We start from the raw sequence: 19,683 nt of genomic DNA, 5'->3' as shown, positions 1-19,683 counted from the left end.
TTTTCTTTTGCGAGTGCAAAGATACTTTTTAATACCAATTTGACCAATGCTTTTTACAGGTATTTAAAAAAGTTGGTTGAGCATGAATAAGTTGAAGCAAAATCACATCGAATTAAATTGTACGTAATTTAACGCAACCTTCTATCAAACTTTGCATCTATAAAATAAAACCTTATGAAAAAATATATTTATTTACTCTTCATACTTACAAATTGTTTTCTTTCTTGTAATAATGATGACGATGAAAATGATTGTCATCCTGAAACAATTCTTTCTAATTGGAATACTCAAAAAGAAATAATAATTGAGTTTGACACTGAATTTAACAGAAACAACTACAGTATAGTTGATGGAAATAAATTATTATTTGAATATAATCATATCGGAGCCCAATGTGACCATATAATTGACGATGAGTGGCAAGAGAAATTAGTTTTTCAAATTGAAAATACCAGTGAGGCTTTTGAATATACAGATAATGATCTTCTTTTAACAAACTGTTATTATCAACAGCTCGGAGCATGGGTTAATCATAATCAATATCAAGTAAAAAACGGAACAATTAAAGGTGAAAAACTATCGGAAACTGAATGGAAAATAATTGTAAATATTGAAACCACACCTTTATTTGAAAACGAACAGTCAAAAGAAATTCAATTTACTCAAATATTCATCCAATAAAACCACTTAAACCTTTATAGTCAAAAGGTTAAATTTTAAAAATCGAAATACCAATTGAATAAATCAGTTCGAATACCAAAGTTAATCCAAACGGTATTCGATTTAAACGTTGATGCTGTTTCCGCTTCCGGGTTAAAATCTCTGAAAGTTACATCTGCAAAAATTTTCAAGTTCGATGCCGGATTAATTAAATAGCCTGCCTGAAGGTTTCCGTTAAACACTTTGGTTTTATTTCCTTGCCCCACTTCAACACCCTTATCAAAAGGCCTGTCATCATAATCACGGTACACATCACCTCCATAACTGTAATTATCGGTTCCATCGTTAAAATCTAAACCGCGTGTACCTAAAATCAACTTTGCATTTGCAAACCATCGATTATAATGATAACGACCAATTAAAATAAACTCACTAAAATTAGCACCCCACAGATGCGCCATAGATTGATTATTATGCCCATAGTTGGTAGCGATTGTATTGTGCGAATATGTATACGGACGAATACGATTGTATTCTGCTTGAAGCATTAAGTTTTCAACTTTAAAGGCATTGAAATATTTTATTCCTAATTGATAACCATATTTATTTGTCCAACTTCTTTCACCAGCTTTTACATCACTAAGTTTAAATTCATCTAACACAAACTGACTATAAACGTTAATATTATCGTTCACTTTATATTTTCCAGAGGCGCCCAAAATAGCATTTCCAGCGTCTTGCCCAGTTTCAAACTCTATAGCTCTGTAAAAAATAATGGGGTTTAAATAATTAATATCAAACCCACGACTATTAGCATCGGTCCACATTACCGATTCGAAGAACCCTAAATTTAATCGTTTTGATACATTCCAGCTTAGATAATGATTAGCCATATACTTTGTTAAAAAAGCACCATCTTCAGTCACTTCAGGGCGCACATCGCGTAACCACATCCAGGTATTCGTGTACTTTATTTTCCAGAATTGGGTGTTTAATTTTAAAAATGGGTGCGGACTTGCCACATCGCTCAATAGTAAAGAGCGATATCCGTCACCAATAAAATTCTTACCATGCCCAAACTGAATATTTAAGAAATCGACCGGGGCATAAGACAAGTAAGCTTCGGCTACCGGATAATCATACGAATCTGTTTTAAAACGTTTCGCAATACCCCGTCCAGGAATAATGGCCGGATCTGGTCCAAAAGCTTTTAAACTCTCAGCATACTGGTTAAAGTACTGTGCAAATCGCCCTTGACTTTCATAAACGGTTGTAAAAAAGTTAAACTTCTTACCTAAACCACCTTGTACGCGTAACCCTCGGGTATTATTATAGGTTGAACTAAAATCGGCATCCGTATCTTTACCGACTTCTAAATCTAAAATCGGATCGATAGTAAACCAATAATCTTTTCCTTGTAACTGCACCAAATGTTCGTTCCATAATTTTCTACCAAACCAGGTTTCTCTATTCTGCTGAAGTTTTTTTGTTTCTGCTTTAAAATCGTAATACTTGGCTACATCTTTATACACAAAAGGTTTAGATGCAGTATGACTATTCGTTCCAACTACATTAATCTGTCTATCGAATTTCGCATAATCGGCATGTGTAAACGGAATATTTAACTGACTGGAATAGGCCTTATTTTCAAACGCAACCAAATTCGCATTAACACTATCAAACTCCGTCTTAGCTTGTTCCTCTAAGTTTATAATTTTGTTTGTTTTAGCTCTCTGACTTTGAAGTTCGGCCTGATCAATTAAAGGAATCTTCACCTTTATTGAATATTGTTTAAACGTTTTTCTGCCATTATAAGTTGCAGGTAGTACTTTCGGAAATTGAGAAAACACACGTTTGGTTTCCGTTTTTAGCTCCTCGTACATCGCATCTACATAAATAACCTTAAAAGCGCCAAGGGTATCCACTTCAAATAACACCACTATATCTCCTTTATATTCATCATCTGTAACTTTTTGAGGCACCCGAAAGGTGTTATAAATATGATTATAAACATTAGCATCAAAACATTTTTGCAATTCACTAACCGCAACAGAATCACAACTTGAAAACACGGGCGGTTTTTCGTAATACAATTCATTTTGGGCATACACACTATATTGAAGACATACAAAAAGTAGGATAATGAATTGCTTCATGAAAACCAATTTAAAGTTGAATTTGGCAGAAAGATACTATATTTTTAACAATGCATTCACTAAAAAAAGCCGATATCATTGGAAGATACCGGCTTTTATTTTTTCTAACTAAATAAACTTAATCCTGAACTTGAAAAACGATAGGCAAATTATAAATGACATTTACACTCTTGTCACGTTGCTTACCAGGTTCCATTTGCGGAATAAACTCTATAACACGTTCCGCTTCTTTTTCTAGTTCCGGGTGGGGTGCTCGTATTTGTAAATCATTTAATTGACCTGTTCTATCAATAGTAAATCTGGTAAAAATAACCTGCCGACCAGATAATCCTAAATCGCCACCCAAGCCTGTATTAAACTTTTTTTGAACAAGTTTTTTGATTTTATCGGACATACATTTTTTTCTACCTTCATTATCCTTTTCCTTTTCACATCCCGGATAAATAGGCACTTGTTCTACTCTTATAAAATCTACGGGTGCATTATCTACCGGAGCCTCTACTACATCAATATCTCCTATTGCTAAATCTTCGTTTGGTGTTGTATTCTGTTCAGCAGTAACAATCTCTTTAGGTTCCTCAAAAATGATATCGTTATCTACAACGTTAGGTTCTTCATAAAGGACTACTTTTTCCTGATTTTTCTGAACAGGCTCCGTAATGTTCTCCTCAAGAACTTTAATATTTTCGATTGCGATTTCTTCATTAATTTCTATGGCTGGAATATCACCATAATCCTTTGGAAGCTCGGATTCAAACTTCATTTCTAAAAGTCCGTAAGCCGATAGCAGACAAACTATTAATCCAATTTGAAAATAGAGGGTTGTGTTTTTTTGTACATTAGCCTCATGCTTTTGTGATTTTTTCACGATTTGCTCATTTTGCCGAATGAGATCGTGAGTGTTTTTTGAATTACTCATAATTATTAAAAGTTAAATGTTAATATTATGATAAAGTCACAATAAGCATACCAAAAAAGAAAACCCGTTACAAAATTGTAACGGGTTTTTAATATTATAAACGTTTGTTATTAAACGTGGTACCTTAGTCTTGTACTTGAAAAACGATTGGTAAAGAATATGGTACTGTTACCGCTTTTCCACGTTGCTTACCTGGTTCCATTTTAGGAAGCTTTCCGATTACACGAGTAGCTTCTTTTTCTAAACCTGGGTGTGGTGCTCTGGCACGAATACCTGTTACGTTACCTGTTTTATCAATTTTAAAGATAACGTTGATACGCTGTCTTCCTGATAAACCTAAATCACTTGCTAAATCAGTGTTAAAGTTTCTACCAACAAATTGTGTAATCTTTTTAGACATACATTCTTTCTTGGCTTGATTTGTTTTTTCCTTTTCACAACCTGGGAATACTGGTACGTTTTCAATTACTGCAAAAGGAACCTCAATATCCTCTTCTACAGCATCTGCAACTTCTACCTCAGCAACTTCTACGATTTCAGTTTCTTGAGTCACCTCTGTAGATTCGATAACAGTCTCTTCTACTTCAACCTCATCCTCTACCACTTCAATCACTTCTGGTGCTGCTGGTGGTGGTGGCGGTGGTGGTGGCGTAGCTAACTGATTAGTAAGAGGAATTTCTTCTTCTATCTCTTGTTCCATCGCTACCATACCGATTTCAATCTCTTTGTCGTCGTAAGTCTTATAGTTAATAGCAAGATTTGTTAAGAATAACAATAATGCTAAACCAATTGCAAAGTAAAGTGAACTGTTACGTCCAACATTAGCTTTAGGATTCTTTTTAGGTTCCATAATTTAAATTCGTTTTTTCAGGATTGCTAAAATAACCATTTATTTGTCAAAAAAGCAAGTCTTTATAATTTTTTAATCTGTGTTCTGTTGTATACCAACGCTACTAATACAGCTAACAGAACCCCTGTCGAGTTTGCAATAACATCCTCTAAATCAGGTTTTCGTGTCACTGTTACCATCCCTTGTAATACCTCAATAATTATACCAAAAATTGTGGAAAATAAAGCGGAATAAATTAAAGCTTTAACATTTGGTATCTTAAACTTAACTATAAAGCTGCCATACCATAACAAAGCTAAAATGAGATAAGTTATACTATGAAATACCTTATCTGCGTTAGAAATTCCAACATCAGGAAGTTCTTTAAGCTTCATTAAACACACAAACGTTAAGGTTAATGTGTAAAGAACACTTATTAAAAACAGCTGTTTCTTAAGCACCAATAAGGGCTTTATAATCATCTGCAGACATTAAACCTTCAGCTTGAGAAAGATCTGAACATTTTACTTTTATCATCCAACCTTCACCGTAAGGGTCACTGTTTACAGTTTCTGGAGCATCTTCTAAACCTTCATTAAACTCAATAATTTCACCAGATAATGGTAAAAATAAATCCGATACTGTTTTAACTGCTTCTACAGTTCCAAAAATTTCTTCAGCTTCTAAAGTTTCATCAACAGTTTCAACCTCAACATAAACAATATCACCTAACTCGCTTTGTGCGAAATCTGTAATACCAATTGTTGCTACATCACCGTCTATACTTACCCACTCGTGGTCTTTAGTATATTTTAATTCTGCTGGAATATTCATTTTATTATTTATAAGTTTTAGTTTCGGCAAATGTATTTATTCAAAATCTAAATTCAAACACTTATTGTGTTAATTCCCAAAATTATATCGAAGGGTTATACCCGATCGAATGGTTGTTTGTGGGAATGCGGTACTAATGGCATAATCGGAGAACGCATAATCGAAATAGAATATACCTGTTAGGTTTTTACTAAAGGCATAATCGGCCGAATATTTAAGTCCCCAAATGGTTTGACCAGAAGTGACCTGATTGTTCTCTAAATCGAGATATCTAATAATGGTTTTATTATCTCTTACCGAAATATCAGCTTTCATATTCAGGTCGCTTATTATACGCTTACTCGGCCCAGCCAAATTTGAATTTATTCTTAAATCTTTAATTCGATATCCCAATCCAATTACATATTCTTTACCCTGTACTTCGGTCATTAGGTTATTATCGAAACTTAAGGATAGTAATCTGTCGCGTTTAATTTCTGCTAAGATTTTAATAGAATTTTTCATTTCAAAATCAATACGCACCAACGGACTGAACATCTCGGTTAAGTTGATGTTACTATATAATCTTTCATTCTTATAATTTCCTGATTGATTTTTAACATCTGTTGGCTGATTATCGTAGGCAACAGTGAAATCAGGTTGTACATAATCTAAATTACTTTGAAACTGATTGATAGTATACGTAGATCGATATCCATGGGTTAAAGAGAAACGTTTAAAATTCTTTTTAAACCAGGCAAACTTCATAAATCCAGTATACTTTAAATCCCAGTTTGGAATCGGCACATCTCTAAATGCACTTGTTTTTACTTTACTCGCATCTTGCCCGGAATATGCTGCTAAGAATGCCGGCAATAATACGGACTGACTGTTTTTACCAAAACCTTTAGGGAACCCATCATCATCTACATCGGTAATATCAACACCTTTTTCCTGAGCCAAGCGTCTGGCAATAGTTAAACGGTTTGCTCTAAAATCGTTGAACGCCGCACTAGAATTTTCATCGCTAGAGCTGAATGCGGTTTTAATTAGCACGGTAGAGATATTAAAATTCCCGAAATTGTTAGGTGTTAACGACTCGTACTCGTATTCACCTCCTATATTATTTACGCGATAGTTTTCTGTATAATTATCATAATAAGCACGATTACCTACCAAGTCAATTTTTAAATCTCTAAACGGTTCTAAACTGGCAGAAATATCCAATTGCTTTGTATTCGTTGTTGAATACTGCTGATTGAATTCCGGGAAAACGGTTAACCATCCTTTTCTGGCTGCCATGTATCTTACATCGCTTTGGCTACCAAAAGTAAATCCTACGGTTGGCTTTAAGGTTCCAATAAAACCAGGGGTTTGTAAATATCCCGGTAAGAAGGTACCGTTATTTTCAGAATAATTTATTTGAACACGTTTTACACTGGTTAACACATCGATACCTGCATTTAAGAATTTTGTTCCAGCCTGACTCTTTTTCTTTGGTTGATTTTCCTGTGTTCCTGGCAGGTTATTTCTATTAGCATTAGATGTTCCTGTACGTGCAATTGGTTTTTTAACCAACCCGATCTCTCTATACAGCCTGTTCAAGTCGAAACTTGAATTAATATTATGCGTATTTGCATTTTGTACCGTATTACCTAAATCGTAAGTCACACCATCAACTTCAAGCTCGCCATATAAGTCAGATCCCTTTTGCCACTGGAAGTTTGCGTTATACTGGTACGATGCACTAATAAAACTTAACACTGGGATTTTATTAATAGGAATCTCATAAGTTACGCCAAGGTTTTGCATTTGACGGTTTGGATCTCCAAAATCAAAGAACCCGTCCCAAACATCTAAACTTGGGTCCTGTAACTGTTCGCCTGCAATGGTATTGGTAAAATAATTACGAACAATATTGTTATTCGCTGCCGTGAAATTAAAACTTAAGGCATCGGTTAAATTGTAGTTAATGGTATACTGAAAATCGAACATGTAGTTTCTTCTAAACAGTTCTTCTACGCCAATATTTCCAGCACCTAATTCAACCTCTCTATATTTCTGACGATTAAATTGCCTGTTAATATCTGTGTTTACAGTAAAACTTGATGGTAATAAATTAAGATTGAAGTCTTTTAATAATTTCCAGTATCTGCCCGTAAATAAGGAATCATTGTTTTTGAAAGGTTCTATGCGGAAGGGCTCAAAATTATAAGCATAATTCGCCCCAGCACGTATGGTTTTATTTACCGAATTTTCAATTTCAAAATCTCGATGTTCTACTTTATTATACGAATAGTTTAAGGTCAAGTTCTCTACATCGTAAAAATGCGGCTTCTCTTCTTCATTGGTTTTAATCTTACGAACACCAATAAAGTTGATACTCTGACGTTTGGTGTAATCTTCAGATTGTTCTTTAATTCGGTCTCGATCTGCATCTGTCTCTGCCGCATCCAACCTGGAATCTAAAGTTAAATCTTCGTAATACTGATCGTATTTAGGCGTGATTAACTCTTCACTTTGTGCATAGTTAAACGGCACCTGAACACCCCATTTTTTAGGTAACAACTGCCCAACGTTAATATTCGTAACCACATCGTACTGTTTAACATCTTCCAGACTACGCTGACTTGGTCCTTGCTCAATTCCTCCGAAACCAGATGTACTTTGTCTACCTGTTGCACTGATATTCATAAAATCGGCCAGATTGGTATCCATGCTAACAACAGCTGCCCATCCACCTTCGTTATCCATATCAGATAAACGCAACTCATTAAACCAAACTTCGGCACACACATCATTACTGCTTGTGGCATTTTTAACCCCAACCATAAGTGTTCTAATATCTCCGAAATTCGGATTTCCTTTAATACCCACACGGTGCTGTCCGGCAACATAACCTGAATACGGATCGGTTACTGCACTAATTTCTCCGTTAATCACATCGTAAAAAGCAGGATCTTCATTACTTAAAGTCATATCGGCGATTCCCTGCGCCTTTATTCTTCCTAATACTTCAATAGGTAAATTAATTTCATTGGCTTCAGGCCACAATCCTTCTCTAGTTGATGATGTAGATACCTGTAATGGAATTTCAATTTGATAGAAATTCTCAGTTAAGTCATTCCCCATCCTAATGAAACCTACAATATCGTTATCGGATAAATTTCCAATACCATCTTCACCATCCTCGGCATGTATAAACATTCTTAACTGTTTAAACTGACGCATGTCGATACTTATATTCTTGTAAACTGCCTTTGAATCTTCAGCTTCCAGATTACAAACTTTAACCACTAACGATTGCTCATTTTGATTAACAACTGTATTGTTATTAAACAACTGTTCAGGTTCAATTCCAGGAGGACGCTGGTAACTTCCTTCATTTTCAATTGTTCCAATAACACCTACAGAAAAATCGGTTTGAGCATCTTCTGGTGTTGGATCATTTTTATCTAAAGCCTGAGTATAACGACGCCATTCACTACGTACTAATTCTAATGAACCAAAACGGAATACTGTTGGCTGTACGAAGTCTTTTAAATACACACGGGTGAAACGAATAGAACGGAAATCGGTAATACCCCCATAACGTTTGTATTCTGAAACATTGGTATCATCAAACTTTTCTAATGGCACGTTAATAGGTATTCTAAATTGATACCATCTCACATTTCTACTATCGCCATTTGGTAGTGACCTTGGACGTTCTTTAAAATCTCTTAAAAACTCCTTAAGCGGGTTGGAACTCGGAAGGTTATCAAAATCTGCTTTCGATTCTGGTAAATTCTGTCTGGTAATTTCAAGTGCATACTCGAAATAACTATCAATGGTATTCATGGTGTTATCACGATTCACATCCTCTACATCAGGTTGTGTATTAGCACCACGGTCTGTATTAGTAAAAGTATCAGGCGTATTCCCCTCAACACCATTGTATTTTTTATAACGTTCAAAAATGTCTCCATCGGCATTTAAGAAATACGTGTAATTATCATTTGATGGGTCGTCACCAAAGTTAGATCCAAAAATGGCCAACTCTTCTGCATCATCATAACCATCGTAACCTACATCTTGATTATCGCGTTCCTGACCAGTGGTATCGAACGTGTAAATTAAAGATTGATTTAATGGGGCTACTGTTCCCCATTCGGTGGGATTCAATAAACTCACATCACCATCTTTTGGCAAACCGTTTTCATATAACTTTTTACCATCCTTAATAATATCTTCTGAAATATTACCCAGGTTAAACACTAAAGTTCCTCCCGGATTCGCTGTATTCTCCTGAAACGGATCCTGTAACCAAAACTCTATGTACTCTACATTTTGTTGCTCAAAATCGGTTGATGTTAACTGACGTGTAATTCCTGCCCAAGAATCCTGCGGATTATTAATCACATTATTAGTCGTGGTTGGATCGAAATTATAAGGTCCACGTTCGGTTGGATAGTACGCCAAATCTAAAGTGTTTAATACCGAATTTTGTCCTTGTACCAAATCTCTTTCCGGATACAATTCATTAATAAACACACGACTTGTGTATAAACTTGATAAATCGTTATCTGAAATACCATCTGGTCGCTGTGCACTATAGAAAATAGGGTCTATATTATACCAGTTAAGCATGGCTCTTTGATATCCATTCTGAATGCCATTTTCATCCTCATTAGGATTTGTAGCCACATTTAACTCTAAAGGTCTACTTGATAAAAACCACGATTGCTGAGATTTTAAGTCGATAGAGTTTTGAGTTCCTTCAAAGTCATCAATATACGATGTCGCTTCACCATTTAAGTTGGTTCCTTTTGGAGCTCCTGGTGCCAGATAAGCAAACTCGCCTCGTAATGACAAATTAGACTCTACATCGGTATCAATATTTGGTAACTTATTTACCATTCGGGTGAAGAATGGTACTTTAGTTGCATAATTTCCGTTGAAACCAAAAATAGTATTATTAATGGGTTCTGAACCGTAATTTGCTTTTTGGGTAATTGGGCGTTCATTTAAATTTAATAAAGTTCCACCCAAGACAAAATTCTCATTGAATTTGTGCTCAACATTAATACCCGTGAAACGTTTGGTTTGTTGCCCAAACACGGCGTTATTTTCAGTTGAAACTTCGATAGGCGTATTTGAAGCTTTTAAGGCTTCATCTAAAATTTGAACACGACCTAACTGATAGTTTACTGTATAATCAATACCTTCAACTAGCACGCGTCCGCCGGCGGTAACTTTTACAGAACCACGAGGCACATTAAACGAACCTATAGGGATGCCGTCACTACCACTGGACTTATAACGTCCTTTTAGTTTGAATTTATTCTTCTCAACCTCTTCTAAAGCTGCTGTCTTGGTGCTATTATAAAGTACGTCATAAACATATTTATTCTGGTCGTCGTTATAAGTAGCTTCATTAGTATAATCACCATCCCCTAACACGTTGAATAAATATTCTCCAAACGGCTCTGCACTGGTAAATATAATTTTACCATTTTGTGGAATGACAGTTATACCAGGAACAAAGTCGAAGAACCCATCACCATTGGTTTGAGGATCGTTATTATAATTCAACTTATCTAAATTAAACACGCGCAAAAGCGGAATGTTTTGAAGCTGCGCTTCTTCCGGCGTATTGCCCGTTACAGGGTTTCCGTAGATATCTTTAGCAAAACTTCCTCCTACTGGTTTAATATAATTTAAAGGCGATGCCTCATTGTAGAAAATATTTAATTTGAAATCTTCCTGACTCAAATTATAGGCCCCGGTATCGTAGATGTTTTTCATCATTAAATCCCAGATTGGCTGCGTTACATTGGTAATACTACTCTTCAATAATTTTAATACTAAATTTGTATTTACCACATTGGTAACCTGTCCTGAACTGTTGGTGGTTACATCTGTAGCATCGACTCCGTCGTTGGCAAATTCACCAACCTGATACACTTGACCACCGACTGTATACTGAAAAGCAACCGCTAAAACTTCGTCGTTATTTAAACGCTGATTTAAGGAAATATATCCCAACTGACTATTGTAAGTATACTCCTGACCGTTAATTAACTTTCTGGCATTTTCTAATTTCGCATAATCAAAACCTTCATTTACTCCAGAAATATTAAACCCAGACTGTACCGATGACACATCTCGAATACCTGAATTTAATTGTGAGTTAGCGCCTCCAATATTAGTAGGATCGAAAGCATTATTCTCATTATCAGGAAAAGCACCCGGTGTAGCAAATACATTAACCGTAGATGCTACTTTATCGGTTTCTCCTAAATCCTGAAGCGCAACAATGTTTCTAACATTATCGGTTTTATTACTTCGGTTGGTTATCCAAACCTCTAGCCTTGTTATCTGTAAACCTTTATTATTGATAAAGGGATAGTTCTCTAAAGCTCTATCATAGTTTTCCCTAAAGTATTGGGCTAAGAAGAAGTGCCTGTTCTCGTCGTAGTCGCGAATAAACAACTCGAATTCCTCTAAAGTTCCGCCCCCTTGAGCCACCACTCTGTTGGCTTCAGATTTTTGTTCAGAAAACACCGCTGTAACCGTTGTTCTTCCAAATTGTAATTGTGTTTTAACACCAAATAAACTTTGAGCTCCGGTAATTAATGAGCTATTTAATGGCATATTAACGTTACCAACTTCTATTTTCTGAATAATATCGTCTTCGGTAGGTGTGTATTCTAATTTGATTAAATTCTGAAAATCGAACGTCGATTGTGTATCGTAATTTGCATTAACTTGTAAACGCGTTCCCACTTTACCTAATAAACTTAAACTGATACGCTGATCGAAATCGAAGGTGAAATTGCTTCGGTTTCTTGGTGAAAATGTTGGGTTGTCTTGTTTTGAAAACAACACCCCTAAATCCATTTCTACGGATCCCTGTGGTACCACTTCAATGGTATTACTTCCAAAAATCGTTTCAAAAAAACCTGATTTCACATAAAACTCAGGTAATAAGTTTTTCTGAGCTTCTTCAGCGCCTTCCTTTTTACCATCGAAAGCGTCAATCTTTTGTTTGTAATATTCCTTTAAACTTTCTTTAGCCACCAAATCGTAATATTCCTTTGGTGTTAAAATTACTGGATATTTAATATTATAATCACCTATTTTTTCGGTGTAGATATACCGATTGGTAACAGGATCATAAGTGTATTTAGACTCTATACTTTCCGGGTCGGCCGTTTTAATGGTTCCTAAATTAAAACCAGTCTTTAAAGAGTCTGGCTCTTGTGCCCAAAGTGCTACTGTAAATAATAATGTAAAGGCTAAGAAAAAGCCTTTAAAGCGTTTTTTGGTACGCTTGTAGTTTGATTTTTTAGAAATAAGGTTAGTTATGTTCAAAATCTAATTATAAATTTTTTAGAGCCTGCTTGATTATACTTTCAACGGTTGCTTCTGGTTCTGCTTTTAAAATCTTGTCTACAACACGCTCTGCCTGCTTTCTTAGATAACCAAGAACCTCTAAAGCAGATAACGCTTCATCTTTGTTGGTATTGTCTTTAGAGACAGAAACTTCATCAATATCATAAATTTTCAGAACTTTATCTTTCAAATCTATTATAACCCGTTGTGCTGTTTTAGCTCCAATACCTTTTATGGACTGAATTAAAGCGACATCTTCGCCAGCGACACCCTCAATAACCTGTTTAGGCGTGAGAGAAGACAACATGGTACGTGCTGTACTTGCCCCAATACCACTTACAGAAAGCAGCAACCTGAACACTTCTCGCTCTATCAAAGAAGAAAACCCATACAAGGTATGGGCGTCTTCTTTAATTTGTAAATGTGTATATAATTTTAGAAACTCTTTATCTGGAATTTCAGAATATGTATGCAGAGAAATGTTTAATAAATAGCCTACGCCGTTACAATCAATAACAACATCGGTTAAGTTTTTCTCTACAAGTTTTCCTTGAATATGTGTAATCATTTATAGCAATAGGTTTCATCCCAAATGTAGTAAAATTATTTAGAATGGAATCACTATAAATTTTCCTTTTCCTTCTCGAATTTTTCCTTTTGTTGCGCATCAACAACCGCTATTGCCGTCATGTTTACAATTTCGTCTACGCTTGCTCCAAATTGAAGAATGTGAACCGGTTTACGCATACCCATCATAATTGGTCCGATAGAATCTGCTTCGTTTAACTCCTTTAACAATTTGTAAGTAATATTTGCAGAGTCTAAGGTTGGAAATATTAAGGTATTCACCTTTCTGTCAACCAATTTAGAGAATGGGAATTTATCTTTAAGCATCTCACCATTTAAAGCAAAATCGGTTTGCAATTCTCCATCTACAATCATATCTGGATAATAACGATGCAAATACGCTACAGCATCACGAACTTTTGAAGCTCTTAAATCTGATGAAGACCCAAAGTTAGAATATGAAGTCATCGCCATTACAGGTGTTAACCCAAACATTTTAACCACTTGCGAGGTCATTTGTGCAATTTTAGTTAACGTTTTAGTATCCGGATCGATATTTATAGACGTATCACTTAAAAATAATGGTCCGCGTTTGGTCATCATCATATTGGTCGTAGCTACACGCTTTACGCCATCGGCCATACCAATTAATTCTAACATTGGTTTTACTACTGAAGGATAACTTCTAGAATATCCAGTTATTAAAGCATCGGCATCTCCTTCGTTCACCATCATGGCTGCAAAATAATTACGCTCACGCATTAAACGTTGAGCAGAGTAGTAAGTTACACCGCGACGCTTACGTTGTTCCCAATATACTTTAGCGTACCTATTTTTTCTGTCGTTTTCTTCTTCAGTTTTAGGGTCGATGATTAAAATATCTTTAGCATCAAATTCAATATCTGCCATTAACTCTTCAATCGCTTCCTTTCTTCCCAATAAAATTGGAATTGCAATACCTTCTTCATAAACAATTTGAGCCGCCTTTAATACTGGCAACTGATCTGCTTCAGCAAATACCACTCGCTTCGGATCCAGTTTCGCTCTGTTTAATAATAAACGAACCATTTTGTTATCAGACCCCAAACGCTCACGTAACTTATCTTGGTAAGCCTCCCAATCTGTGATTGGTTCTTTAGCCACTCCACTTTCCATAGCTGCTTTAGCTACTGCTGGTGGCACTTCAGCTATTAAACGTGGATCGAAAGGTTTCGGAATAATATAATCCTTTCCGAAAGCCAATCTCGTTTCTCCATAGGCTATATTTACCTGTTCTGGCACTGGTTCTTTAGCCAAACGCGCTAGAGCTTCAACAGCAGCCATCTTCATTGCTTCGTTAATCTTTGTTGCACGGACATCTAACGCTCCTCTGAAGATAAATGGGAAACCTAGTACATTATTTACCTGATTAGGATGGTCACTACGTCCAGTAGCCATAATCACATCCTTACGCGTTTTTATTGCTAAGTCGTATTTAATCTCAGGATCAGGATTTGCCATAGCAAACACGATAGGATCATTTGACATAGACAATAACATGTCTGGAGATAGTACATTTGCCATCGACAATCCGATAAATACATCTGAATCTACCATGGCTTCTTCAAGGGTATCTATTTTTCTGTGAGTAGCAAATTCTGCTTTTTCAGAAGATAGGTTTTCTCTATCGTCACGGATAACACCTTTACTATCTATCATGACCATATTTTCACGTTTTGCACCAAACGCTTGGTACAAACGAGAACATGAAATCGCTGCCGCACCGGCACCACTGATTACGATTTTTACATCTTCAATATTTTTCTCTATTAATTCTAAAGCATTGATTAACGCAGCCGCTGAAATTATAGCGGTACCATGCTGATCGTCGTGCATAACCGGAATATCAAGCTCTTCTTTTAAGCGACGTTCAATTTCGAAAGCACCCGGAGCTTTAATATCTTCAAGGTTGATACCTCCAAAGGTAGGCGCTATATTTTTTACCGTTTCAATAAACTCATCGACATTTTCAGTATCTACCTCAATATCGAATACATCAATGTCTGCAAATATTTTAAATAATAAGCCCTTACCTTCCATTACCGGTTTAGACGCTTCAGGACCAATATTACCAAGTCCTAAAACAGCTGTACCGTTGGAAATTACCGCTACTAAATTTCCTTTAGCGGTATATTTATAAGCATTATTTTTATCTTTTTCAATCTCTAAACATGGTTCTGCAACCCCTGGAGAATATGCCAACGATAAATCTCTTTGTGTCGCATATTTTTTGGTTGGAACTACTTTTATTTTTCCTGGCGTAGGCTTTGCATGATATATAAGAGCCTCTCTACGTTTACTTTCTTCGCTCATAAATTAATAAGTTATGTACTAAGCAAAGATAGTAATACTAAGTTAGCTAAGCTCTTAATCTATTAAGTTTTTAATAGTACTTTTTTAGCTAAAAAACATAATATATTAACTCCCTCAGTCTTACTTTAAAAAGTCTATATTTCTTTTTAAACCTGAAAACTTAGTTCGCTTTACGGCAGATTTTTTGAAGATTTTACTAAATACATCCTGAGTTATTTCTTCCCAGTCTTTTTTACTCATGGATAATAATTCGGGATGCGGATTGAATAATGGCTCGCTATGAGGTTTTGAAAATCGGTTCCAGGGACATACATCCTGGCAGACATCACAACCAAACATCCAGTTATCAAATTGCCCGTTAAATTCGGTTGGTATATTATCTTTTAATTCGATAGTAAAATAGGAAATACATTTACTGCCATCAACAACATAAGGCTCTGTTATGGCTTGAGTAGGACATGCATCTATACATTTTGTACAGGTGCCACAGTGATCGGTTGTTGGGAGATCATATTCTAATTCTAAATCGACAATTAGTTCAGCTATAAAATAAAATGAACCGACTTGCTGAGTTAGTAAATTACTGTTTTTGCCAATCCAACCCAATCCACTTTTGGCAGCCCAGGCTTTGTCTAATACAGGAGCGGAGTCTACAAAAGCACGACCTTGAACTTCTCCTATTTCTTCTTGTATAAAATTAAGAAGGTCTTTCAACTTATCTTTAATTACAAAGTGATAATCGGTGCCGTAAGCATACTTACTAATCTTTGGTGCATTAGCATCCTCCTGAGTCTTTTCTGGATAATAATTAAGTAATAAGGAAATCACACTTTTAGAACCTTCAACCAATTTCGTTGGATCTAAACGTTTATCGAAATGATTTTCCATGTAATGCATTTCACCATTCATATTCCCATTTAACCAACGTTCTAAACGCGGTGCTTCAGCTTCAAGAAAACCAGCTTGGCTAATTCCACAAGATAAAAAACCGAGGCGTTTGGCTTCGGTTTTTATCAATTGTGTATGTTTTGTTTTTATGTTCATTTGTATAGAGATCCTGAAACGAGTTCAGGATAACATTACTATTCGAATAAACCACCTTGTACCGACCCACGAACGCGGCCTAAATGCTTATAGGCTGCTTCAGTAACTTCACGACCTCGAGGTGTACGCATAATAAACCCTTGTTGAATTAAAAAGGGCTCATAAACTTCTTCAATGGTTTCCGCACTTTCACTCACCGCCGTTGCTAAAGTTGTAATTCCAACAGGACCACCTTTAAACTTATCGATAATGGTGGTTAGGATTTTATTATCCATTTCATCTAAACCATGGGCATCTACGTTTAGCGCCTGCAAAGCAAACTTAGCTATTTTGATATCGATACGACCATTACCTTTTATCTGAGCAAAATCTCTAACACGACGCAATAAAGCATTCGCGATACGCGGCGTTCCGCGGCTACGACCAGCAATTTCTATTGCTGCTTCCATAGTAATCGGCACATTTAGAATAGAAGCACTACGTTCTATTATAGTGGATAATAATTCGGTATTATAATATTGCAATCGACTTTGAATACCAAAACGTGCCCGCATTGGAGACGTTAACAACCCTGAACGTGTAGTCGCCCCTACTAAAGTGAATGGATTTAAATTAATTTGAACCGTACGGGCATTAGGCCCTGATTCAATCATAATATCAATTTTGTAGTCTTCCATAGCGGAGTATAAATACTCCTCAACTATAGGACTCAAACGATGAATTTCATCAATAAATAACACATCTCGTTCATCAAGATTGGTTAACAATCCGGCAAGATCGCCAGGTTTATCCAATACAGGTCCTGAGGTCACTTTAATTCCCACATTAAGCTCATTCGCCAATATATGAGCCAAAGTCGTTTTACCTAAACCCGGAGGCCCGTGAAATAACGTATGATCTAAGGCTTCACTACGCATATTAGCCGCCTGAACAAAAATTTGAAGGTTCTCCAAAACCTGATCCTGACCTGTAAAGTCGCCAAAACTTAGCGGTCTTAACTTTTTTTCAACATCAAGTTCTTCAGGAGAAAAGTGTTCGTTTGTAGGATCTAAATTTTCGTTCATAGTCATCTATCTGAAATGCAAAGATACCGAAAGCACTTCGGCATAAGCAAATATAAAGAAAAAGCCTTTCTAAAATTAGAAAGGCCTTTTTGTATTTAAATATTGTTTGTCTTAGTGTTGAAGTTCTTCTTCACCTTCCTTTAAAGGCACGTTTTGCGGAACGAAATCAACATCGTGACCTGGTTTACTGTAATCGTAAGCCCAACGGTATACGTGAGGAATCTCACCTGGCCAGTTTCCGTGGATATGTTCTACTGGAGTTGTCCACTCTAAGGTAGTCGATTTCCAAGGGTTTTGAGTTGCTTTCTTTCCGTAGAAAATACTAATAAAGAAGTTGTATAAGTAAATGATTTGAACCACACCACCAACTAAAGCGAATACAGTGATAATCACGTTTACGTCTGCTAAATCATCGAATAATGGGAAGTTACTGTTTGTGTAGTAACGACGTGGTAAACCAGCCATTCCGATGAAGTGCATTGGGAAGAATACACCATAAGCACATACTGCAGTAATCCAGAAGTGAATGTATCCTAAGTTCTTGTTTAACATACGTCCGAACATTTTAGGGTACCAGTGGTAAATACCAGCAAACATACCGTAAAGTGCAGAGATACCCATTACTAAGTGGAAGTGAGCCACAACGAAATATGTATCATGAACGTTAATATCTAATGCAGAATCTCCTAAAATAATCCCTGTTAAACCTCCGGTGATAAACGTAGATACGAAACCGATAGAGAATAACATAGCTGGGTTCATTTGTAAGTTACCTTTCCAGATGGTAGTAATCCAGTTAAAGGCTTTTACTGCTGATGGAATTGCAATTAATAAAGTTGTGAATGTAAACACAGACCCTAAGAATGGATTCATACCTGATACGAACATATGGTGACCCCATACAATCGTAGATAAGAATGCAATTGCTAATATAGAAGCAATCATCGCACGGTAACCAAAAATTGGTTTACGTGAGTTAGAAGCCATAATCTCTGACACAAGACCCATCGCAGGTAAAATAACGATATATACCTCAGGGTGACCTAAGAACCAGAATAAGTGTTCGAATAATACCGGTGAACCACCGTGGTAGTGTAATACTTCACCTTGAATAAATATATCTGATAAGAAGAAGGATGTACCAAAACTTCTATCCATGATTAATAATAATGCTGCAGATAATAATACCGGGAATGATACGATACCAATTACAGCGGTGATGAAGAAAGCCCAGATAGTTAATGGCAATCTTGTCATGGTCATACCTTTAGTACGTAAGTTAAGTACAGTTACCACATAGTTTAATGATCCTAATAAAGAAGAAGCAATAAAGATAGCCATGGCTACTAACCATAAAGTCATACCCATACCTGAACCTCCTTGTGCCATTGGTAAAGCACTTAATGGAGGATAGATTGTCCAACCTGCAGCAGCTGGTCCAGCTTCAACAAATAAAGAAATTACCATGATGATACTAGATAAAAAGAATAACCAGTAAGACACCATGTTTAAAAATCCTGATGCCATATCGCGAGCACCAATTTGTAACGGAATTAATAAGTTACTGAATGTACCACTTAATCCTGCTGTTAATACAAAGAATACCATGATGGTACCGTGAATAGTAACTAATGCTAAATATATATCGGCATCCATTACACCTTCAGGAGCCCATTTTCCTAATAAAGCTTCAAACAATACGTTTGGCTCCTCAGGCCATGCAATCTGCATACGGAACATCATAGACATTAAAATCCCAATAACTCCCATGATGGTACCAGTAATAAGGTACTGCTTAGCAATCATCTTATGGTCCATGCTAAAGATGTACTTCGTCATGAAGGTCTCTTTATGATGATGTCCGTGGTCGTCGTGAGCGTGAGTATCTGCGTGTGCTGACAT

General features: G+C 36.1%; 12 protein-coding genes. 1 reads left to right on the top strand and 11 read right to left on the bottom strand.

Annotation, left to right across the window (positions count from 1 at the left end; genetic code table 11):
* Window positions 1-174: 174 nt before the first annotated feature.
* Window positions 175-681: a hypothetical protein gene (locus RBH94_RS07345; protein WP_307883025.1), complete on the top strand. Its 507-nt coding sequence runs from the start codon at window positions 175-177 to the stop codon at window positions 679-681.
* Window positions 682-716: 35 nt separating this feature from the next.
* On the opposite strand, the gene RBH94_RS07340 is transcribed toward RBH94_RS07345, so the two are convergent.
* The 11 genes from RBH94_RS07340 to RBH94_RS07290 form a co-directional block, all read right to left on the bottom strand.
* Window positions 717-2,816, bottom strand: a complete 2,100-nt coding sequence (locus RBH94_RS07340; protein WP_307883024.1) for a gliding motility protein RemB — start codon at window positions 2,814-2,816, stop codon at window positions 717-719.
* A 118-nt stretch (window positions 2,817-2,934) separates the two neighbouring features.
* Window positions 2,935-3,735 (bottom strand): energy transducer TonB, encoded by an 801-nt coding sequence (locus RBH94_RS07335; RefSeq protein WP_307883023.1) that lies wholly within the window; start codon window positions 3,733-3,735, stop codon window positions 2,935-2,937.
* Window positions 3,736-3,859: 124 nt separating this feature from the next.
* Window positions 3,860-4,585 carry an energy transducer TonB gene (locus RBH94_RS07330; RefSeq protein ID WP_188224129.1) on the bottom strand — a complete coding sequence of 242 codons (726 nt, stop codon included), beginning with the start codon at window positions 4,583-4,585 and terminating at the stop codon, window positions 3,860-3,862.
* Between the two features lie 62 nt (window positions 4,586-4,647).
* Window positions 4,648-5,046: a VanZ family protein gene (locus RBH94_RS07325; RefSeq protein ID WP_307883022.1), complete on the bottom strand. Its 399-nt coding sequence runs from the start codon at window positions 5,044-5,046 to the stop codon at window positions 4,648-4,650.
* Complete coding sequence (gene gcvH / locus RBH94_RS07320; RefSeq protein ID WP_188224127.1) at window positions 5,018-5,398, bottom strand: glycine cleavage system protein GcvH; 381 nt, start codon at window positions 5,396-5,398, stop codon at window positions 5,018-5,020. Before gcvH ends, RBH94_RS07325 begins: the two co-directional genes overlap by 29 nt.
* Before the next feature lie 69 nt (window positions 5,399-5,467).
* The gene (gene sprA / locus RBH94_RS07315) at window positions 5,468-12,733 is read right to left on the bottom strand and encodes a cell surface protein SprA (protein ID WP_374047729.1); all 7,266 of its coding nucleotides are present in this window, start codon (window positions 12,731-12,733) and stop codon (window positions 5,468-5,470) included.
* A 7-nt stretch (window positions 12,734-12,740) separates the two neighbouring features.
* A complete protein-coding gene (gene ruvA / locus RBH94_RS07310) occupies window positions 12,741-13,322 on the bottom strand; it encodes a Holliday junction branch migration protein RuvA (protein WP_307883021.1) in 582 nt (193 codons plus the stop codon).
* 53 nt (window positions 13,323-13,375) lie between these two features.
* Entirely contained in the window at window positions 13,376-15,673 is a 2,298-nt protein-coding gene (locus tag RBH94_RS07305; protein ID WP_307883020.1) for an NADP-dependent malic enzyme, read from the bottom strand.
* A gap of 120 nt (window positions 15,674-15,793) precedes the next feature.
* Window positions 15,794-16,717, bottom strand: a complete 924-nt coding sequence (gene queG / locus RBH94_RS07300; protein WP_307883019.1) for a tRNA epoxyqueuosine(34) reductase QueG — start codon at window positions 16,715-16,717, stop codon at window positions 15,794-15,796.
* 38 nt (window positions 16,718-16,755) lie between these two features.
* The gene (ruvB, locus tag RBH94_RS07295) at window positions 16,756-17,781 is read right to left on the bottom strand and encodes a Holliday junction branch migration DNA helicase RuvB (RefSeq protein ID WP_307883018.1); all 1,026 of its coding nucleotides are present in this window, start codon (window positions 17,779-17,781) and stop codon (window positions 16,756-16,758) included.
* A 111-nt stretch (window positions 17,782-17,892) separates the two neighbouring features.
* Window positions 17,893-19,683 (bottom strand): cbb3-type cytochrome c oxidase subunit I, encoded by a 1,791-nt coding sequence (locus RBH94_RS07290; RefSeq protein ID WP_188224122.1) that lies wholly within the window; start codon window positions 19,681-19,683, stop codon window positions 17,893-17,895.

This window comes from Aestuariibaculum sp. YM273, assembly GCF_030908365.1.
Lineage (GTDB): Bacteria > Bacteroidota > Bacteroidia > Flavobacteriales > Flavobacteriaceae > Aestuariibaculum > Aestuariibaculum marinum.
This window is presented reverse-complemented; position numbering and strand designations above follow the sequence as displayed.

Excerpts from the sequence above, each read along its gene's own strand:
- ruvA (WP_307883021.1), bottom strand. The coding sequence starts at position 13,322 with ATGATTACACATATTCAAGGAAAACTTGTAGAGAAAAACTTAACCGAT.
- queG (WP_307883019.1), bottom strand. The coding sequence starts at position 16,717 with ATGAACATAAAAACAAAACATACACAATTGATAAAAACCGAAGCCAAA.
- RBH94_RS07325 (WP_307883022.1), bottom strand. The coding sequence starts at position 5,046 with ATGATTATAAAGCCCTTATTGGTGCTTAAGAAACAGCTGTTTTTAATA.
- RBH94_RS07335 (WP_307883023.1), bottom strand. The coding sequence starts at position 3,735 with ATGAGTAATTCAAAAAACACTCACGATCTCATTCGGCAAAATGAGCAA.
- gcvH (WP_188224127.1), bottom strand. The coding sequence starts at position 5,398 with ATGAATATTCCAGCAGAATTAAAATATACTAAAGACCACGAGTGGGTA.
- RBH94_RS07345 (WP_307883025.1), top strand. The coding sequence starts at position 175 with ATGAAAAAATATATTTATTTACTCTTCATACTTACAAATTGTTTTCTT.
- RBH94_RS07305 (WP_307883020.1), bottom strand. The coding sequence starts at position 15,673 with ATGAGCGAAGAAAGTAAACGTAGAGAGGCTCTTATATATCATGCAAAG.
- ruvB (WP_307883018.1), bottom strand. The coding sequence starts at position 17,781 with ATGAACGAAAATTTAGATCCTACAAACGAACACTTTTCTCCTGAAGAA.
- RBH94_RS07290 (WP_188224122.1), bottom strand. The coding sequence starts at position 19,683 with ATGTCAGCACACGCAGATACTCACGCTCACGACGACCACGGACATCAT.
- RBH94_RS07330 (WP_188224129.1), bottom strand. The coding sequence starts at position 4,585 with ATGGAACCTAAAAAGAATCCTAAAGCTAATGTTGGACGTAACAGTTCA.
- RBH94_RS07340 (WP_307883024.1), bottom strand. The coding sequence starts at position 2,816 with ATGAAGCAATTCATTATCCTACTTTTTGTATGTCTTCAATATAGTGTG.